The organism is Paenibacillus sp. J22P59, from assembly GCF_059383895.1.
In genome coordinates this window covers 260927-280699 of the sequence record NZ_JBXENX010000007.1, presented here as the reverse complement: position 1 = coordinate 280699, position 19773 = coordinate 260927, and the positions used below count along the sequence as shown (strand labels likewise).

At 50.0% G+C, this 19773-nt stretch carries 11 protein-coding genes; 10 read left to right on the top strand and 1 reads right to left on the bottom strand.

Annotated features, from left to right (window positions below; all coding sequences use genetic code 11):
* Positions 1–16: 16 nt before the first annotated feature.
* From AC50YO_RS14550 to AC50YO_RS14515, 8 genes are all read left to right on the top strand, one after another.
* Positions 17–3760 carry a non-ribosomal peptide synthetase gene (locus AC50YO_RS14550; protein WP_494848008.1) on the top strand — a complete coding sequence of 1248 codons (3744 nt, stop codon included), beginning with the start codon at positions 17–19 and terminating at the stop codon, positions 3758–3760.
* A gap of 13 nt (positions 3761–3773) precedes the next feature.
* Positions 3774–5045: an ACP S-malonyltransferase gene (fabD, locus tag AC50YO_RS14545; protein ID WP_494848006.1), complete on the top strand. Its 1272-nt coding sequence runs from the start codon at positions 3774–3776 to the stop codon at positions 5043–5045.
* Positions 5046–5083: 38 nt separating this feature from the next.
* Positions 5084–8977 (top strand): type I polyketide synthase, encoded by a 3894-nt coding sequence (locus AC50YO_RS14540; protein WP_494848005.1) that lies wholly within the window; start codon positions 5084–5086, stop codon positions 8975–8977.
* Positions 8970–12377, top strand: a complete 3408-nt coding sequence (locus AC50YO_RS14535; RefSeq protein WP_494848003.1) for a beta-ketoacyl synthase N-terminal-like domain-containing protein — start codon at positions 8970–8972, stop codon at positions 12375–12377. The genes AC50YO_RS14540 and AC50YO_RS14535 overlap by 8 nt, the downstream gene beginning before the upstream one ends.
* An 11-nt stretch (positions 12378–12388) precedes the next feature.
* A complete protein-coding gene (locus tag AC50YO_RS14530; protein ID WP_494848001.1) occupies positions 12389–12652 on the top strand; it encodes an acyl carrier protein in 264 nt (87 codons plus the stop codon).
* A 24-nt stretch (positions 12653–12676) separates the two neighbouring features.
* Entirely contained in the window at positions 12677–13819 is a 1143-nt protein-coding gene (locus tag AC50YO_RS14525; RefSeq protein WP_494847999.1) for a radical SAM protein, read from the top strand.
* A gap of 28 nt (positions 13820–13847) precedes the next feature.
* Positions 13848–14981 (top strand): hypothetical protein, encoded by a 1134-nt coding sequence (locus AC50YO_RS14520; RefSeq protein ID WP_494847997.1) that lies wholly within the window; start codon positions 13848–13850, stop codon positions 14979–14981.
* A gap of 85 nt (positions 14982–15066) precedes the next feature.
* The gene (locus AC50YO_RS14515; protein WP_494847995.1) at positions 15067–16491 is read left to right on the top strand and encodes a glycosyltransferase family 2 protein; all 1425 of its coding nucleotides are present in this window, start codon (positions 15067–15069) and stop codon (positions 16489–16491) included.
* Positions 16492–16506: 15 nt separating this feature from the next.
* Here the strand turns inward: AC50YO_RS14515 and AC50YO_RS14510 are convergent, their stop codons facing one another.
* On the bottom strand, positions 16507–16629 hold the full coding sequence (locus tag AC50YO_RS14510; RefSeq protein ID WP_494847993.1) for a hypothetical protein: 123 nt from the start codon (positions 16627–16629) through the stop codon (positions 16507–16509).
* A gap of 378 nt (positions 16630–17007) precedes the next feature.
* Between AC50YO_RS14510 and AC50YO_RS14505 the strand changes: the two genes are divergently transcribed.
* Positions 17008–17154: a hypothetical protein gene (locus AC50YO_RS14505; RefSeq protein WP_494847991.1), complete on the top strand. Its 147-nt coding sequence runs from the start codon at positions 17008–17010 to the stop codon at positions 17152–17154.
* 749 nt (positions 17155–17903) lie between these two features.
* Positions 17904–19712, top strand: coding sequence for a glycoside hydrolase family 3 protein (locus AC50YO_RS14500; RefSeq protein WP_494847990.1), 1809 nt, complete (start codon positions 17904–17906; stop codon positions 19710–19712).
* Positions 19713–19773: the final 61 nt, after the last annotated feature.

Below are 19773 nucleotides of genomic sequence, written 5' to 3'. Positions count from 1 at the left end.
GAGAGGATGGGAGAGCATGAAAGAAAGACGGCTAGATAGAACGAATGTGGAGAACATGCTGGCACTGACGCCCATACAAGAGGGCCTGCTGTTTCATTATGTGGGCAGTCGGGAGCAAGGGCATTATGCACAGCAGCTTTCCGTCAGGCTGACGGGCGAGTGCAATCTGGACCGTTTGGCTGCGGCTTGGGAAGAGGTTATTCGGCGGAATGAAATGCTTCGCACCGTTTACCGCTGGGAACAGCTTGAGCGACCTGTACAGATTGTTTTGAAGAACGCTCAGACACCGATCGAGCTAATCGACTTGACGGGCCACTCGACGGAAGACCGCGAGAGGCTCGCGAAGGAAGTGGGAGCTAAAGAACGGCAGGCGGATCTCGATCTTGAGACGGCGCCATTCCGTATTGCGCTCTGCAAGCTGGCAGACAATGAATGCGAGATGATCGTGACATGGCATCATATTTTATTCGATGGCTGGAGCAACGGCGTTATTCTGAAGGAGCTGTTGCAGGCTTACCGGGCAATATCTAAGGGAACGCTGCCGGATTTGCCAGGAAAAACGCCATTCAAGCAGTTCGTCAAATGGCATCAGAGCCAGGATAAAAACGCGCAGCGGCAATTTTGGGAGCGAGAGCTGGAGGGCTGGTCAGAGCGTACGTCTTTGCCAGAGAGCCCGGAAGCTCTCCCTGCCGGGAAATCTGTCGGCATTTATAAAGTAGAGCTGGCGCATGACGAAGCCGAGGAGATCGGCAGCTGTGCGAGGAGCCGAGAGGTGACGCTTGCGGCGCTGCTGTATAGCGCATGGGGGATTCTGCTTGGCCGCTATAGTGGGGCAAATGATGTTGTGTTCGGCACAACGGTATCCGGACGAGTACCCGAGATTATAGGGATTGAAGAAATGGTCGGCTTGTTCATTAATACGATCCCGCTCCGTGTTCTAGGCAGTCCGGGTGATTCCGTGGACAAAGTCATCCGCTCCGTGAACGAAGGCTTGAAACGCCGTGAGGAATACGAGCATACCCCGCTGGTCGATATCGGAACCTATAGCGGGCTGGGCAACCGTGAGCCCTTATTCAATTCCATCGTCGTATTGGAGAATTATCCGCTTGATATGAAGCTGCTGCAGGATGAGCTGCTGAAGATTGAACGCTTCGAGATGCATGAGACAACCCACTATGGAATAACGCTCGGCATCCAGACATTCGATGGAATCGAGCTCGAATTTGCCTATGATAAGAAGCGCTTCTCACAGGAGTCCATAATGCGGATGGCTGGACATTTCGTCCAGATTATACGCGGGCTTGTTAGTAAGCCAGATATGCGACTAGGCGAGATCGACATCGTGACGCCAGAAGAACGAAATGTTATTTTGCAGCAATTCAATCGGGAGATTAGCCAGATCGAATCAGAGCCCGTGCATGCTTTGTTTGAGAGACAGGCGGAGCGAACGCCCGATGCGATTGCAGTGATTAGCGGCGGCAAGACCCTTACCTATCGCGAGCTTAATGAACAGGCGAATCGGCTTGCGGTGCAGCTGAGACAGGCAGAGGTGCAGCCGGATAATGCGGTTGCGATTGTCATGGAACGGTCCGAGCATTTGATCGCGGCTATGCTGGGTGTGCTTAAAGCGGGCGCCGCGTACGTTCCGATTGATCATGAATATGCGCTTGATCGGATCGCTCAGACGGTGCAAGACAGTGGAGCGAAGATACTACTGGCTTCGCAAGAGCTTGCAACGGCAATTGGCTTTGACGGTGTGAGGCTGGACCCTGCTGGAGATTGGCTGTTATCCGGTTCTTATGATAGCGGCAATCTGGATAACCGCAACAGCAGCAACGATGCTGCTTACATTTTGTATACATCTGGTTCCACAGGGCGTCCGAAGGGCGTTGTCGTGGAGCATGGCAACCTGCTTGCCTATGCGCAAGCTTTTCAGGAAGAATTCAGCCTGACCAAGGATGATGCCTTCCTTCAGCAAGCCTCTTGCTCATTCGATCAATTTGTCGAAGAGATGTATCCGGTTCTGTTGGCTGGGGGCAGGCTGGTAATTGCTCAGAAGCTGGACGTGCTCGATATTGGGAAGCTGACAAGCACAATCCGTCAGCAGCAAGTGACAATTGTATCTTGTTCTCCACTTCTCTTGAATGAGCTGAACAAGCAAGAAGAGCTCGAAGGGGTGCGACTCTTCATCGGGGGCGGTGATGTGCTGAAGCCCGATTACATCTCCCGATTGCTTGGCGGTGCGGCTGTATATAACACATATGGTCCTACGGAAGGAACGGTCTGCGCTACGTATCATCGTTGTACGAATGCTGATCTGACCGTCGTTCCAATCGGCAAGCCGATCTTGAATTACCGTGTGTATGTGCTGGACACTCACGGTCACCTGATGCCTGTCGGTATTTCTGGGGAAATCTGCATTGCGGGTGCAGGTGTCGCTCGCGGCTATTTGAACCAGCCAGAGCTGACCGCGGAGAAGTTCCTCCCCGATCCTTATGTGCAGGGCGGTCGTCTCTATCGGACAGGCGATATTGGCAAATGGCTTCCGGACGGCAGTATTCAATTCCTTGGGCGGACGGATGAGCAGATCAAAATTCGCGGGTTCCGGGTGGAGCCGGGCGACATTGAGCACCATCTGCTTAAGCATGAGTCCATTGAGGACGCGGTTGTATTGGCAATAGACGATGCTTATGGGCAAAAGTCGCTAATAGCTTATATCCAGCCAATCAGCGACCTTCATTCGGACGATTTGCGGGATTATTTGGGGGCCAAGCTTCCAGCATATATGATTCCATCTCAGTTCTATGTCATTGAGGCAATTCCTAGGACCCCGAATGGCAAGACCGATAAGCGGGCGCTTGCGCAAGTGGCAAAACCGTTGGAACGCCAGAGGGAAGACGATCGGGCCGCCAGCGTTACAGAAGTGAGCATTCGCTTGGTATGGCAGGATGTGTTAAAGCTTGCGCATGTCGGCTTGCAGGACCATTTCTTCGATCTAGGCGGCAATTCGATTCTGATCATGCAGGTGCATGCCAAGCTGGAGAAGGAATATGGTTGGGGAATTAGCATAGTCGATTTATTTGCTTATCCGACGATAGCGAGGCTGGCTCGTTATGTGGACAGCAGGAACGTTGTATACGATGAGTCGGTGTGGGGCGGTTATCAAGTGCTTCCAGCCAGCTTTTTCACCCGTCAACCGCAAGCCAGCGGCATCGGAACGATACGCTTCCATCTCCAATCCGCTATGCGTGAGCATGTTCGATCGATTGGGACCGAGCATAAGGTGGAATGGTTCGATGTTCTCTCAGGTGTTCTCTTGTATCTGCTTGCAGAATGGAGCGGCCGGAAAACAGCTGTCCTGCAATGCTTGCTGGATGACAGGGAGCATGTGGCACCGCTTCAAGCAGATTTGAAGGCCATGAATGGCTTCGCGGAGTTGTTCCGTGCCGTTCAGCTGACTAGGGAAGGGAAGAATGCTGATTCGCCTAGTTATCCCTTAAGCCATATTGGAGCGATCCCTTCGACGAAGGACGAAGCCTCCATACTGCCGTTCGTAGGCAAGGATGAGCTGGAGATGGATGCAGCGTTCCTAGATATCTATGATATCGCCTTGATTCTGGAGGATTCCGAGGATACGAAACAGCTGACAGTTACGGTTAAGTTCAATGACAGGCGCATCCGAAAAGAAGCGGTGAATAGTCTGGCAAAAGGCTATGTCGACGTGCTTCGCCAATTGGCGGATAGCCGCGTCCTAACATGAGAGGGGATGAATAATGAGTAAGCTTGCGCTGGTTTTTCCGGGACAAGGCTCCCAGTATGTTGGAATGGGGAAATCGTTGCATGACCACTATCCATCCGCCAAGGCCGCCTTCGAGGAAGCGAATGATGTGCTAGGATTCGATCTGCGAAAGCTGATGTTCGAAGGAAGCTTGGATGAGCTGACTCGGACAGAGAATGCACAGCCTGCTCTACTTGCTGCAAGCGTCGCTGCCTTTCGCGTCTATATGGAGGAGATCGGCGTGCTGCCTGCTTATGCGGCTGGTCACAGCCTTGGCGAATTCTCGGCATTAACCTGTGCGGGAGCGATGGAGTATGCGGATGCCCTGCGTATTGTGAGGCGGCGAGGCCAATTGATGCAGGAGGCAGCAGCCGAGGGAACGGGTGCAATGTGCGCGGCAATTGACATCCGCAAGGAAGCAATTGAAGCAGCATGCATAGAAGCATCAGCGAATTCAGGGTGCAAGGTTGTGATCTCTAACTTCAACTCGCCGCAGCAAATCGTCATCTCTGGACATCGGGAGGCCGTGGAATTAGCGGCTCGCCAATTGGAGCCAGAGGGTGGAAGGCTGGCGTTTCTGCAGGTCAGTGCGCCATTCCACAGCCCGTTAATGCAGCCGGCAGCGGCTCAATTCGAACAGGAGCTGCAAGGCTACTCGTTCCGCAGCTTCCGATTCCCGGTGCTCTCTAATGTTACGGCGATTCCCTACGCCTCGGTAGGCGAGATTATTCCGAGCTTATCGTCCCAATTAACCGCTCCGGTCCGTTGGGAGGAATCGATGCAATACATCTATCGCATGGGTGTCTCCGCAGCGATCGAGCTAGGAGCCAAAAACGTACTGACTCAGCTGATGAAGGCGAATGCTCCGTCGATTGCCTGCTATTCGTACGAGAAGGCTGAGGAGCTAGAGGCTGTGCGCCACCAATTCACAGTGGAAATAGAGGCTCAGCGCCGCAAAAACGCAGTCAATAATGTGGTTACCTTATGCTTGGCAGCTGCTGTATGCACGCGCAACCGGAACTTTGACAACATCGAATACGAGCATGGATTCATTGAGCCTTATCGCAAGCTGCAGCAGCTTCAGGAGCAGCTTGATGCAGCTCCAGAGACTGTGCCGACCTCGGAGCAGATGGAAGAAGCATTGTCACTGCTCAAAGGAATGCTTGCGACGAAGAAAGTGCCGGAAGCGGAGCAACGGGAACGACTCCAAGAAATTGTGGAAAAGTCGGGTACCCAGACGCTGTATTCCCACTATGTCAGCGCATGAAGCGTTAGTATGTCATAACATCCGGAGGTGAAGCGAAAATGGACTTCGGTTCGATCAAGTTAACCGGCATTCCACTGGAGGAGTTCGGCGATGTCGCCTTTGAGGAGGTATCGCATTCAGATATTGCCATTATCGGCTTATCATTGAAGCTCCCTCTAGCAGATACGCCACGGCAATTCGCGAGCAATCTCGGAGCAGGTCTTGATTGTGTTAGGCCAATCCCGTCTTCCCGTAAGCAAGACACCGATCGCTACTTTAAGTGGATGGGCAAAGAGCCCCATGAGATTGAGTATGGCGAAGCCGCTTATTTGGACGAGATCGACAAGTTCGACTATCGCTTCTTCAAGCTCTCGCCCAAGGAAGCAAGCTTGCTAGATCCGAATCAGAGGCTATTCCTTCAAACAGCTTGGAGTGCAGTCGAGGATGCAGGCTACGGCGGCGATAAGCTCAAAGAAAGCCGTACTGGTGTCTATGTAGGCTATGGCTCCGATTCAGACTATAAGAAATTAATTCAAGAAGTCGAACCAGCGAGCCTGTCATTGGCGATGACAGGGAATGTGCGTCCCATTATTGCCAGCCGTCTATCTTATCTGATGGATCTGAGAGGACCGAGTTTATTGGTAGACACAACCTGCTCGTCATCACTCGTCGCCGTGCATTTAGCGTGTCAGGCAATTCGTAACGGTGAATGCGATATGGCGCTTGCCGGTGGCATTCAGCTCCATCTCGTACCTGTTCGGGAGGTAGAAGTCGGCATTGAGTCATCGACGTCCCGAGCGAGAACCTTCGACGACAGCTCGGATGGAACCGGGACGGGAGAGGGTGTTGTAGCCATTGTGCTCAAGCCGCTGGAAAAGGCACGGGAGGATCGGGATTCGATCTATGCCGTCATTAAGTCGAGCGCGATGAACCAAGATGGCAGTTCAGTGGGCATTACGGCACCAAATGCAGAGGCGCAAGAAGCTGTGATTGTTGAAGCTTGGAAACAGGCAGGCATTGACCCTGAGACGATTGCTTACATCGAGACGCATGGTACGGGAACGAAGCTGGGCGATCCGATTGAAGTAGAAGGCATTCAGCGGGCGTTCCGCAGATACACCGACAAAAAGCAGTTTTGCGCGGTTTCTTCTGTGAAAAGCAATGTTGGTCATCTGGACAATTCTGCTGGAATCACAGGCTTGGTCAAGGCTGTGCTCTCGCTTCATGAGAAGAAGCTGTATCCGACGCTGCATTTTGCCAGGCCGAACAGACAAATTGACTTCGCAGATTCACCGGTGTACGTCAATGATAGGCTGACAAGCTGGGAACAAGAGTCAGGTGTTAGAAGGTGCGGCATTAGCTCCTTCGGCCTCAGCGGCACGAACTGCCATGTCGTGTTGGAGGAAGCGCCTGATGTCGGCGCCTTAGCCTTAGCAGCAGAGACGGAGAGCGGGAAGCCTAGTCTGCTCGTATGGTCGGCACAGACGGATACGGCTTTGAATGAGCTCCTTGGCAGTTTTGTTGATTTTTTTGAACGGAATGAAGAGCTGTCTTTAGAAAATGTCAGCTATACATTAGGCGTAGGCAGAGGGCATTATCGACATCGCCTTGGGCTTGTTGCCTCAAGTAGTAGAGAAGCTGTGGATCTGCTCAGGCAAGCTCGCATGGGAATGCTGCAAGGCGATTGTGCAGGAGAAGGCTGGTTCGCCTCGACACTGCAAGCGAATGCTCCACAAGGGCAGGAAGCGGATCAAGATCGCTTGGCTGAAGCAATCTTGAAGAAGCTGCAGTCTGCAGGCGGGCAGGATGCGCAATTGCTTCAAGAGCTGGGCGCTGTGTATGCTCGAGGCGCTCAGCTTGCATGGGACCGATTATATGCCGGGAAGAAAAGAAGACGGGTTCACCTGCCGACCTATGCATTCGATCGGGACCGCTGCTGGCTGTCATTCCCCGAAGCTGAGCCGATTGCTGATCGCACACAGTTCGAGGGAGAAGGCTTATACCATCGACGGGTTTGGATAAAGGAGCCGCTGCCGAGTAGAAGAGAGGCCCATGTACCCGCTGCTTTGTTAATCTTCAAGGATGCGGAGGGGGTTGGGGTTAATCTGGCGAATCGGGCAAGGTCTGCTTCCTGCAAAGTAATCGAGGTCAGTATTGGCGACCGATACGAGCAGGAGAATGAGAGTTCCTTCCTTATTCGAGATGTCGCAGAAGATTATGCTCGGCTATTGCTGGAGCTAGCAGGAGAGAGGATTGAGCGAATTGTTCATCTCCGCTCCCTGGGCAGCCAAACAGAAGCAGATTCTCTCACAGTGCTTGAGAATAGGCTCGATCGCAGCATGTTCAGCTTATTTTATTTGGCTAAAGCACTTGCGAATCAGCCTCTCCATGATCGGGTTGAACTAACTGTCGTATCGCTGCTCGCAGATGATGTGATTACGGATCAAGTGAGCGTTTTGCCGGAATCGTATGCGATGGTTGGGCTAGGCAAGGTTATAGGCTGGGAAAATCCCAAGCTGCGGGTGCGCTGCATCGATCTTGATGAGACGAAGGATGCAGAGGAGATCGTATGGGCGGAGCTGCTTGCCCAAGCCGAGGGTTATCTTGCTGCTTATCGGCAAGGGGAGCGGTATATAGATCAGGTTGAACACCTTCCTCTAGAGGAGGCAGCAGGCACAGGAGTCGAGCTGACTTCGGAAGGCATCTATCTGATTACAGGCGGCATCGGAGGAATTGGGCTTCATATCGCCAAGCATTTGGCGACGCAAGCGAACATTCGTCTCGCTCTGCTGGGCCGCTCAGTCTTACCGCTGCGTGAGGATTGGGATGCCGAGCTTCAGGAGCAGCCCAAATCACGTACCGCAGCTCGCATCCAAGCTATTCGCGCTATTGAGCAATTAGGCTCCGAAGTGGTAATTGTCCAGACGGATGTGTCAAACAGCGAGCAGTTATCTGCATCTATCGAGGGGCTGCGTCAGCAGTATGGGCGAATAGCTGGCATTGTTCATGCTGCGGGGATTGCAGAAGGCAATCTGCTTGGCAGCTTGACGTTGGAGGAGTTCAAGGCAATAACGGCCTCCAAGGTGCAAGGGACTTGGCTGCTGGATCAATTGACAAGACAGGACCATCCGGATTTCTTCGTCATGTTCTCCTCAGCCATTACGCTGGTTGGCGGAATCGGCTCAGGACCTTATACAGCGGGGAATGCTTATCTGGATGCCTACTCCGCATACCGAAGCCGCCAAGGATGCCGGACGCTCGTATTGAATTGGCCGGCATGGGAGCAGACGGGGGTAGCAGAAGGCGCCGACATGGACGAGAGCAAGGAAATGTTCCGAATATTGCCTCCTAATCAAGGGGTAGAGGCGTTTCATCAAATGCTGAACCGGGGCGACAAGCAGGTGTTCGTCGGGGAGTGGAATAGAAGCGGAGATTTATTTGCCCTAGGGGATTTGCTGCCATTCCGAATGGCAGCGCCGATCCGTCCAAGCAATCGGAACGGCGTACCCATTAAACCTGCATTTACGCGGAAAGCTGCGGTCGTAGTTCCGATTATATTAAAGGGCAAATCAGTTGGCGGTTACAGTGAGATTGAACAAATCGTGGCACAGGCTTGGAAGCAAGTGCTTGGTTATGAAGAACTGGACGTCCATGCTAACTTCTTCGAAATAGGGGGGGATTCGATACTCATCTCGAAGATACATGCCCTTCTGGATGAGCAGTTCCCAAGACAGACGACTGTTGCTGATATGTTTTCCTATCCAACGATAGCTCGTATCTCCGAGCATCTAAGCTCCCAAGCAGCATCATTAATAGAAGAGCTGCCGACAGACTTCGGAGAAGACGAATTCAGGCAAGAGGTTCTGACCCTGTTCGATCGAATTGGGCAGGGCGAGCTGACGATCGACGACGCAGTCGAGCTGTACCAGGCTTTGGAGGTGTCGAATGGATAACATAATACGCACAATATTCGAGAGTGTTGGAGCAGGAAAGCTTGATGCCGAGACTGGTCTCGACCTGCTTCGGTCACTCAAGAGCCAGCATCCCAAGCCATCGAAGGACATCGCCATTATTGGACTTTCCCTCAAGATGCCGGGAGCGGACAATCTTGAGCAGTACTGGGATAATATTGTGAATCGCAGAGACCTGATCAGGCCGTACCCATTGGCTAGGCAAGCGGATTCCGAGGGCTTCATTCGAACATTCACTCATCTGAAGGCGAATGATATTCGCTACAGCCACGGGGGATATCTGCAGGAGGTTGACGGCTTCGATTACAGCTTTTTCAACCTGTCGCCTAAGGAAGCATCACTGATGGACCCGAACCAGCGGCTCTTTTTGCAGACCGCATGGAGGGCAATTGAGGATGCTGGCTACGGTGGCAAAAGAATCAATGGCACACGGACGGGCGTCTATATTGGATACGCTGATTGGCCCGTCTATGGCCAGTACATTAGCAAGAATATGCCCTCGCAGATTCAGACTGCCAGCATTGGCAATACGCCTTCCATTATGGCGGGGAGAATTGCCTACTTACTCGATCTGCAAGGACCGACGCTGCTGGTAGATACCGCCTGCTCTTCATCGCTGGTCGCTGTGCATCTAGCATGCACAGCATTGCGCAATGACGAGTGCGAGATGGCGATCGCAGGAGGAGTCAAGGTATGTTTAATGCCGGTAGAAGGCTTGTTCGAGATCGGAATTGAATCCTCCATGCGGCAGACGAATGCCTTCGATGATGACTCTGACGGTACGGTGTGGGGAGAGGGCACAGTGGCTTTTCTGCTCAAGCCGCTGGCAAAGGCTGTGCGCGATGGTGATCCGATTCACGCAGTAATTAAAGGCAGTGCGATGAATCAGGATGGGACCTCGGTTGGCCTGACTGCCCCGAACGCAGCCTCACAGGAGAAGCTGCTCGTACAGGCTTGGAAGGACGCCGGGATTGACCCTGAGACGGTCACGTATATGGAGGCGCATGGCACGGGGACGAAGCTGGGCGATCCAATCGAAGTGGATGGGATTCGACGAGCTTTCCGTAATTACACAACGAAGAATCAGTTCTGTGCACTCGGCTCGGTGAAGACCAATGTTGGCCATCTGGATGCTGCGGCGGGTGTCGCCGGGCTTGCCAAAGCGGTTGCAGCGCTGAAATATCGCACGCTTCCGCCAACGATTCATTTCGCGAGACCGAACCGCAACATCCCGTTCGAGCAATCGCCGGTCTATGTCAATGACCGCGCACAGCGCTGGGAAGCGGAGAATTCACCGCTAAGATGCGGAGTTAGCTCTTTTGGTTTCAGCGGCACGAATTGCCATCTTGTGCTGGAGGAGGCCCCGAAGATAGGTCCCCGCCGGAGCGAGCAGGAGGATGGCGATCAACTGCTGACGCTGTCTGCCAAGAGCAAGCCGGCGCTGGAGGAGCTCTTGCGAGCCTATGCAGCATGGCTTCCCGACCAGGAAGCAAGCATCGGTGATATCTGCTATACCGCAGGCATCGGCAGGGGGCATTACAATTGCAGATTGGCGATTATTGCGGGGGATTTGGATGAGCTGAAGGACAAGCTCCAGATTCTATTGGATGAAGGTCTTCGCAATGATGAGACAAGAGGCATTTATTATGGGGAGCATCGAATCGCCAGCATCCGCAGGGAATTGTGGGGAGAGGGCGATGTTACGACGGAAGAGCTGCGGACGTACAGTGAAGCCGCGAGCGAATGCATCTCGCGTCTCTCGGAGCGGGAGACTACACGGCCTGAGGATCTGAGGCAGCTAGGCTATTTCTATAGCCTTGGTGCAGAGGTCGAATGGGAGCAGCTGAACGGCTGTAACAACCGGCCTAATACCAGGCTGCCGACCTATCCTTTTCAGGAAATGAGATGCTGGGTCGATCCGCTTCCTCCAGAAGTGGGGGCTGTGGCGACCTTATCAGAGGAGCCTTATCTGAACGCTCAGCCCCAACTGGAAGCGGACATTACATTGACAGGCAAAGCCGGCGGCGATTACACCCGAATGGAGCAAGAGCTGGCGACAGCATGGGGAACGCTTCTCGGCATTCAGGAAATTGATGTCTACGATAACTTCTTTACGCTTGGCGGCAACTCGATCTTAGCGATTCGGCTTGAAGTGGAGCTGGAGAAAAAGGGCATTCGGTTCGGCTCGGAAGAGCTCTTCAGCTATCCGACGATCAAAGAGGCCGCCGAAAGGCTGGAGCCATCATCGAATCTATTCCAAGAGGAGCGGCCGAAGCTTGGTCCGAACGAGGAAAGGGCAGTCGAGACAGCTGCTGCAGAAGAGCTGTCTCTAGAAGGAGAAGTAATTCCGTACTCGGAGCCGATTATTCTGCCTCGAATGGAGCCGTTCAATGATTTGTATTATCGGAACTGCTTCTACAACTCCCTGTTCCCGGCCGTTCAGCATTTCGGACGCAGCGTTCTGCCCTTCCTCTTGAATGATCTCATTGTATTCAGCCGTCCGGAGGAAGCAAACGAGGAACGATATGGAATTGAGTATGTCTTCGTCCGCCCAATTGATGAGCTGTTTGCTCAATTGGGGCTGCGGGTGATGACCTACTATAACAACGAGGATATTGTGGGCGAGCTGGTGAGCAGCATCAGCCAAGGCAAGCCCGTTATCGTATGGGTGGACTGCTATTACGAATCCTTCCGCAAGGATACGTATCACAAGAGGCATGTCGATCACACCTTGCTCGTATTCGGGTTCGATGAGGGACTCCGGCAATTCCATATCGTGGAGCATGACCGTCAGGAAAATTTGTCGTACAAAGCCCGTACGATCAGCTATGACGATCTGACCAATGCGTGCCGGGGCTTCGTCGACCATTTCATGGAGCGGGAATACCGGCCGACCCATTACATCGTCGAGAGCCTCTCGGAACGAGCGGAAGCAAGCAGTGGGGACAGCGTTGCTGCCATGAAGCTGTTCGCACAGAGCCAGCTTAGCGGCCGATCCCGCATCGAGGATAGCTTGCGAACGCTGAAGGAGCTTGCAGAATGGTTCGAGCGGATCGGCTCGCTGGAAGCTTCGTTTAGTCCGCAGGTGAATGATCTCGTCGATTTATTGAATCAGATTATGAATGCCAAGCAGGTTGAACGGTATCGGCTGAGCGCTGTTTTCGGCGAGGAGCATGAGCTAACGAAACAATTTATGCTGCTGCACAATGATTGGGAGACGATTCGAAAAGGCGTAGTTCGGTATATGTATTTGCCGAAATACCAGCCCGACACGATTCAAGCGATCGCGGACAAGCTGCTTGAGCTTGTCCGCAACGAAACTGATTTCCAGAATTGTTTATTCGTCAGTTTCGAACAGATTCAGCAAAAAGCCAATGCATAGGAGGATTTATTATGTCAATTGATACGCAGGAAGATCTGAAGGAAAAAGTAATTAACCTACTGAAGGAAAATGTAGATGATCCAGATGAGCTGGACCGCCTTGGTCCAGATGATGATCTGTCCGTTCTCGGAATTAATTCGATGACTTTCATTAAGCTCGTCATTGCTACGGAAATGGAATTTGGTGTTGCTTGGAAGGACGAGGATTTGGATTTCCGCAATTTCAGAAGCATTAACGCCATTATGGAATATATCGCAAGCTCAAGCGACGAATAGTGAGAAAAGGGAGGTTTTCTATTTATGTTAACGAAAGCTGGTAGTCTTGGTGGAGCCGCATTGGTGGAGCATGTCCAGAATTTAAAGCCGGAGATCAAGCAGCTCACGCTGTTTCCTTCAGAATTATGTAATTATCGTTGCAGCTTTTGCCACATTTGGGGAGATACCGGCTGGGCGCTGAAGGAGCCCCAACGTGCCATTCGGGAGCAGCTTGATATTGAAGTTTTGAAGGGCTTCCTCGGTCAAGTAACAGAGGTCAATAAGAATCTTAACGTTATCATTACCGGCGGTGAGCCGATGCTGTACAAAAACTTTACGGAGCTGGTTGAATATCTGCGCAGCAGAAAAGCAAATATTTATTTGCTGACAAACGGCTCGCTGATCAAAAAACAAGTTCAATTCATTATGGAAAACATCGTAGGGATGAATATCTCGATTGATGGCCCAGAAGAATTCCATGATTCAATTCGCGGCAAAGGCAGCTTCAAAACGATCTGTGAGAATATAGATGCCCTGATTGCTGAGAAAAGAAGAAGAAAAAAAATGTTCCCATTCATCAACATTACGATGGTATTGTCCAAATATAACTATCATAGTATCAAGGATTTCATGGGTGCGCTTCGCGAACGCTTCAGTGATGCAACGGTTGTTCTGCATGATTCCAAAAACCCTTGGCTCAAGCGCCGTGATTTGTCTGTCAATTTCGCACCGCTGCTGTTCACGAGTCAGGAGCGCGGCGAGGCGTATGCTGCCCAAATGAAAGAGCATCTGGACTGCGATGTGTCTCCAGGCTGGCAAGGATTCGTGGAAGAGTCTATCGACATCGACACAGTTGCGCTTAAAAAGGATCTTGAAGAGATCTGGGCATCTGAGGGTGTAGATACATCCAACTTCGTTGATATTCACGAGTATTTCACAGATATCGAGAATGTGTTCGGTCGTTCCAAATGTGTAGCGCCATGGCATGAGCTTGTCATTCGCCGTCAGGGCGATGTGTATCCATGCGTCGATTTGCCTGACTATAAATATGGGAACATCTACGAGAATTCCTTTCAGGAAATGTGGGAGGGTGAAAGAGCAACGAAATTCCGTGAATATTTGAAAACGACGAACCTTATGATGTGCAATCGCTGCACGCGTATGTTCGCGGATAAAGAATCATTCTAATGACTGCATGAGGCTGGGGAGGAGATAAATGATGGACAACGAGGCAATTGACCTCTCTGCTGCGTGTATATCCAGTGAGTCAAAAAAACTGCCATTCGCGATGCCGGATGTGTACGGTTTCCTTGGTCATGCTTATGTGCTTGGCATTCTTCAGAACTATGAGGAATGCAAGCCGTGGATGTATACCCATTATAATCAGCTGCATATCTCTCAGGATTATATCGAGGCAGGAGAATATCGGCTGGATTTCGTACCGAATCTAATGATTCTGTTCGGCAATGTGCCGTGGCTTGAATATCAGCATACCGACAAAACGATGCTGTCCGAGATGGGGATTGACCTCCATCGTTTTCTGAAGTATCAAATCGACGAGAACTTTTATTGCTTCACCTATGTGGATGAGTATTATATCCCGAATTCTGTAAGCAATGGCACGCATCATTTCAGCCATGATCTGATGGTATATGGCTATGATCTGGAGAGACGGATCTATAACATCGCTATTTTTGATAAAAATCGGCAGTTTTCTTTCCAAGAAGTATCCTTCGAGCATTTTGAACAAGCGTATCACACCGATACGGGGCAAAAGGGAATTACCCTATGCCGCAAAATAGCTCCCTATCAGTATGAAGATTCGCGGTTCGGGATGCGTCTCGGTAAATTCGATCTGGATCTGCAGATGATGGTTGATGTGTTGAGCGATTATCTGCATGCGGTGAATACGTCCGAACGCTTACGGTTCCATTACACGCCATCGGATGGTTATCACGGGGTTGATATTTATAAGGGGCTGCAGCGCTACTTCCAAGTGCTGATAGAGGATAAAGTCAATCTGGATGTAAGGCCGGTCCATATTTTGTGGGAGCACAAAAAAATGATGGTTTCCCGAATTACCTATCTACAGGAGCTTGGGTGCTTGAGTAAAGACAATACGTTGCTGGAAGATTATCGTGCTCTGGAAAAGCAGGCGTTCACGCTGCGCAGTATGCTGATGAAATATTTCTGGTCACGGAACACTCAAATTTTGGAATCCATTATTAATGGTCTTGAAAAGCTGCAAGCTGCGGAGGAGCCTGTTCTTCAGTCGCTTATTAATGAGCTGTGCAGTCGAAATGGCCTTATGCCGTATAAGCCGGAACGAGCAGTGGTTGTGGGAGCATAATAGCCGGGCTTAAGGGCTTCCTCTTCTTGGAGGAAGCTCCCGGTTCTCGGTTTGTTCCCTTTCGATTAGGAGGGAGATTAGAAGTATGGATATCTCAATCATTATTCCGGTGCATAACAAGCCCGAGCAATTGGAGAAGACGCTGTACTTTATAAGCGGACAGAAGTATCGTGACGATATTCAGATGGAAGTAGTTATCATAGATGACGGCTCCACTGAACCGATCAAAAGCGTAGTCGATTCGTATGCGGATCGCATTCCTTTATTGAACTATATTTTCATACCTCGGGATAAGCATTCCTGTCGTTCCCGGGCACGCAATACCGGCATTCGCGAGAGCAAGGGGCAAATTCTTGTTTTTCTAGATTGCGGAATTGTCATTCCAGCCCATTTGATCGAAGGAGTAGCGAACCGCATTGGTGATAGTACCAATATGGTGCTGTATCATTATATTTTGGGCGCTTTCACCGATCCGGCTACAGAGGATATGTCTGTTATTGATGGTATTTCTCCAGATAATCTGGAAGAAATATGTGAGCGTCTGAAGCATCATCCGGGCTGGGAAGATTTGCGCACGGCGCATTTTGAGCTGGTCGGAGGCGATCTGAATAAGATGGTCGTGCCTTGGACGATGGGCTGGAGCGGGGCGATTAGTGCTTCACGGGATATCGTACTGAAATCCGGAGGCTTCGATGAGTCGTTCAAAGGCTGGGGAGCAGAGGATACAGATTTCTCCTATCATCTGCACAAGCATGGCGCTCAGATGCTGACGACGGAAGAGATTTGTGTGCTGCATCTTCCTCATGAGGCGGACGACAAGATTGACCTTAAGATCAAGACGAGCTATTTGAACCGTAAAAAAATGCATTATAAGCATTACCAGTTCGATACGGAGCTGTACCCTTATTCGTCGGATATGCATTATAACCAAATCATGACGAAATTCAATCAGATGGTCATCAAATATTATACGCCGTTGTACCCTGAGGCTATTATTGATACCCTTCATTCCGACTACTTAGAAGGGACTCAGCGATCCGCGATTATTGGGGCTGACAGCTACGCCTTATTGAACGAGATCGGGGTTACGCATGCTTTCCTGCAAAACAAACATCTTTACGAAGACTTCAAAAGCAAAATCGTAGATAAAGAATTCGTATATATGCTGGGCGTTGATACGCCTTATCCTTCAGGCCACTTCGACGTGCTGATCGTTACGGATTATTACCGGATGTTCAGCGATCCGATCGCGGGCATATTATTCAAGGAGCTTTTCCGTATATCGAAAAAACTGATCCTCATCCACAGCGAGGTGTATGTATCCTATCTCGCATGCGTTGCTGGGTGGACTTGGCATAGCTTGGAGGAATTCGAGCAAATATTGACTCGCAACCAGCTTCGTTACGAGGTTCAAGCGCAGCATGGGGAGTTTCAATTGCTTGAAGTGTGCAAGGCAATTCCAGCTGCGAAGGCAGATGCAGCGGTTAAGCAGCCGGCGATTAGCAGTTAGGATTTATATTTGGTTTCACTTGAGAAGCGAACGGTGAGGCGGCATTCCATTCCAAGCAGAATGGGAAGCCGCTTTTTTGTACGGTATTCCTGTCTCCTCCCTAGCAGAATGGAATACGCCTATTTGTGGCATTCCCATCCCATGTTCTTCTGGGCATATAAGGAAGATATTTCTTGGAATAAGGAATATTAGTTCGCAGTTAATAGGCTCAGTCAGGCGAAAAGGTAAAACTATGAACCTGAGGTCATTAGTGGGGAACCTAGGTTCCTGAGTAATGAGGCTGACCTACCTTAACTTGGATTTTGGCTAGTAAAGTAGTGAAATAAGTGAGATTGTCCTCATTAAATAGCGAAAGCACCTCATTTCTCAGATGACTATTAATAGGAGGGTTCCAGCTAAGGTTGACATGAGATTAGGAGTAGCAATCCTGAAATCTGCTAGCCAATACAATAGGAATAAACGAACAACTCGATTGCGCGGCACTTATCGTATATAGCTCGAATTGAAAATATGACCATGAATATGTTGGTGGCTGACAATCAGCACATTCTATTTGATGACAACTGGTTTGATGGCAACTGGCTAAATAAACTTTGCCACTCTGATAATGAAATGATTGCACAGGGCATAGCCGAACTAAGCTCGATTGTTGAGATTTATTAGCCTATCGAGCAGTTATTGGCAGGCAAACACGACCAAATCGTATCCTCATTGAGATAAGGACAATTTAGATCGAAGATTGCACCTAACAGAATCAAGCGGTTATTTGATGAAAAGGCTGTTACGCAGCAGGCTAGCTGGCTGGCGGACTAGTAGAGCAAGAAACGAAGCTAATCCTGAAGTCTGTAACAAGACATAGCTATTTACACTTGAATACATGCATTCGAATAATGGATCGCTCGCAGTTACGTATTCATCATTAGAGCATGTGAGGCAAAATCATAAAAGTGTGAGTAGACCCGCTCTTAATGATGGAAATGGATGCAAAAAACGGGGAGATATGAGGTTAACCTCATACCTCAGGAGGCTAGGCTCTTGAGCGATGAGGTTAGCCTCATAGAATGCTGTTCGTGCAGGCCATCATGCCGTGTGGATGAGAATGCGCTCACTCATAAATGTAAGGAAATTGCCCATGAGCTCGCTATGAGCCAATGAACAGTTGAGTATTATTCGACCTCTATTAACCAGAAGCTTGGCGTGAAGACACGGATTGGGGCTGTTGTTAGAGGCTATGAAACTGGACTGCTGGGCTCTTTTCAGGGCAAGGGCAAGGATGCTTAAAACTCAAACGTTCGACACGACGGGAATCCGTCTCCAAACCGTACCTGTTTTTTCGTTTTCCTTATATTATAACATTTATTTAATAATATAAATTATGGTAAAATATGAACAGTAAAAACTAGGAGGCTATTATGAATAAGAAAGTCGTCATGTTACTCGCACTATTAATCGTGATTGCAGTAGCGGTTATCATTCCAATTATGAATTCTAAAGGAACGAGCGGGAATAAGAGTGAGCCTATACAAAGTGAGCCGGTAACCGAAACCGTTAAGCCAAATAATTCGGGTTCTATCGAGGAAAGGGCGAAGGCACTGGTCGCACAAATGAATGACAAGGAGAAAATCGGCCAGCTAGTCATGTATACACCTACCTATACAGCTGATGCCTTCTCCAAGAAGATGATTCAAGAATACTACGCGGGAAGCACGCTTATGAATCGCCGAATCAATACTGTGAAAGAGATGACGGATCTCAATAATCAATTGCAGCAATTAGCGTCGGAGACTCGATTAGGCATTCCATTGTTTATTTCAGGTGATTTGGAATATGGTGCGGCTCAAAGGGTTCCTAGAGAAGCTGCTGTATTGCCAAGGCAAATGGCGATAGCGGCTACACAAAATCTCGACTATGCAGAACAGGCTGCCAAAATTACAGCAATCGAAGCCAAAGCGATGGGCTTCCATTGGAGCTTTTCTCCTGTATCCGATGTGAACTCTAATGCCTTGAATCCGATCATTGGCGTTCGTTCATTCGGTGAAGATACGAAGCTGGTCAGTGATATGTCTGTTGCAGAGGTGAAAGGCTATCATAGTGAGGAAATCATTGCGAGTGCCAAGCATTTTCCAGGGCATGGGGATACCGCATTCGATACGCATTACTCATTGTCCACTGTAAACTATGACGAAGAGGAGCTGCGGAAAGTACATCTCCCGCCATTCCAGGCTGTTATTGATGAAGGCATTGAATCTATTATGACCTCGCATATTATTGTGCAGGCGATTGATCCCGATCTGCCGGCCACACTGTCCAAAAAGGTGCTGACAGGATTGTTGCGCGAAGATCTTGGCTTTAAAGGGATTATCGTTACGGACGCTATGGTTATGGGAGCGATATCAAGAAATTGGGGCGCGGGAGAGGCCGCTGTTATGGCTGTTAATGCTGGTGCAGATATCGTCATGGCCAATGGCTCTGCGTCTGACCAATATGATACAATGAACTCCCTTTATCAAGCTCTGCAAGACGGCAAGCTGGAAAGAAGCCGTGTAGATACTTCTGTAGAGCGTATTCTTACGTATAAGCTAAAGATGAAGCTGTTCGAGAATCGTAAGGTCGAAGTCGATAAGGCTATAGAAATCGTAGGGAGCAAGGAGCATGGGGAGCTAGCTGAGCGTATTGCAATGGATTCTATTACATTACTTAAGAACGAGAATAGTACGTTGCCTTTTGATGCAGAGTCGAAGGAAACGACTTTAGTTGTAAGTGTGGCGTACGCGAATCAAATTGCTGAAACCGTGAAAAAGGTGAGCAAGGGTGAGGTCATGGCTTATCAGGCAGCGCCAGCGACTGGTGAAAAGCTGGATGCAACGGAAGAAAGCATTAGGAAAGCGGTTGAACAGGCGCAAAAAGCAGATCGCATTCTCGTCTTTACCCATTCCGATCAAGAGGTATCGCAAGGGCAGATTGATCTTGTGAATCAGCTTCGTGCAACAGGTAAACCAGTTGTAGCAATCTCACTTGGCAACCCTAGTGATCTGCTCGGTTATTCAGATGTAGCGGCTTATCTGGCAACCTATGCTCTGGACACCTGGTATTCCGTTACCCCAATTCCTGTATCTTGGGATGCTGCTGTTAAAGTCATATTCGGTGCCAAGCCAAAAGGCAAATTGCCTATAACGATTAGTGAAGCTTATCCGAGAGGCTTCGGCTTGAGTTACGAATGAGTAATGAATAAAGTGCAATAAAAACGCCAGCCTTTGACATTCTGTCAAGGGCTGTTGATTT

Bases quoted from the DNA above. Each gene is read 5' to 3' on its own strand.
- AC50YO_RS14550 (WP_494848008.1), top strand. From the start codon at position 17: ATGAAAGAAAGACGGCTAGATAGAACGAATGTGGAGAACATGCTGGCA.
- fabD (WP_494848006.1), top strand. From the start codon at position 3,774: ATGAGTAAGCTTGCGCTGGTTTTTCCGGGACAAGGCTCCCAGTATGTT.
- AC50YO_RS14540 (WP_494848005.1), top strand. From the start codon at position 5,084: ATGGACTTCGGTTCGATCAAGTTAACCGGCATTCCACTGGAGGAGTTC.
- AC50YO_RS14535 (WP_494848003.1), top strand. From the start codon at position 8,970: ATGGATAACATAATACGCACAATATTCGAGAGTGTTGGAGCAGGAAAG.
- AC50YO_RS14530 (WP_494848001.1), top strand. From the start codon at position 12,389: ATGTCAATTGATACGCAGGAAGATCTGAAGGAAAAAGTAATTAACCTA.
- AC50YO_RS14525 (WP_494847999.1), top strand. From the start codon at position 12,677: ATGTTAACGAAAGCTGGTAGTCTTGGTGGAGCCGCATTGGTGGAGCAT.
- AC50YO_RS14520 (WP_494847997.1), top strand. From the start codon at position 13,848: ATGATGGACAACGAGGCAATTGACCTCTCTGCTGCGTGTATATCCAGT.
- AC50YO_RS14515 (WP_494847995.1), top strand. From the start codon at position 15,067: ATGGATATCTCAATCATTATTCCGGTGCATAACAAGCCCGAGCAATTG.
- AC50YO_RS14510 (WP_494847993.1), bottom strand. From the start codon at position 16,629: ATGGGAATGCCACAAATAGGCGTATTCCATTCTGCTAGGGAGGAGACA.
- AC50YO_RS14505 (WP_494847991.1), top strand. From the start codon at position 17,008: ATGAATATGTTGGTGGCTGACAATCAGCACATTCTATTTGATGACAAC.
- AC50YO_RS14500 (WP_494847990.1), top strand. From the start codon at position 17,904: ATGAATAAGAAAGTCGTCATGTTACTCGCACTATTAATCGTGATTGCA.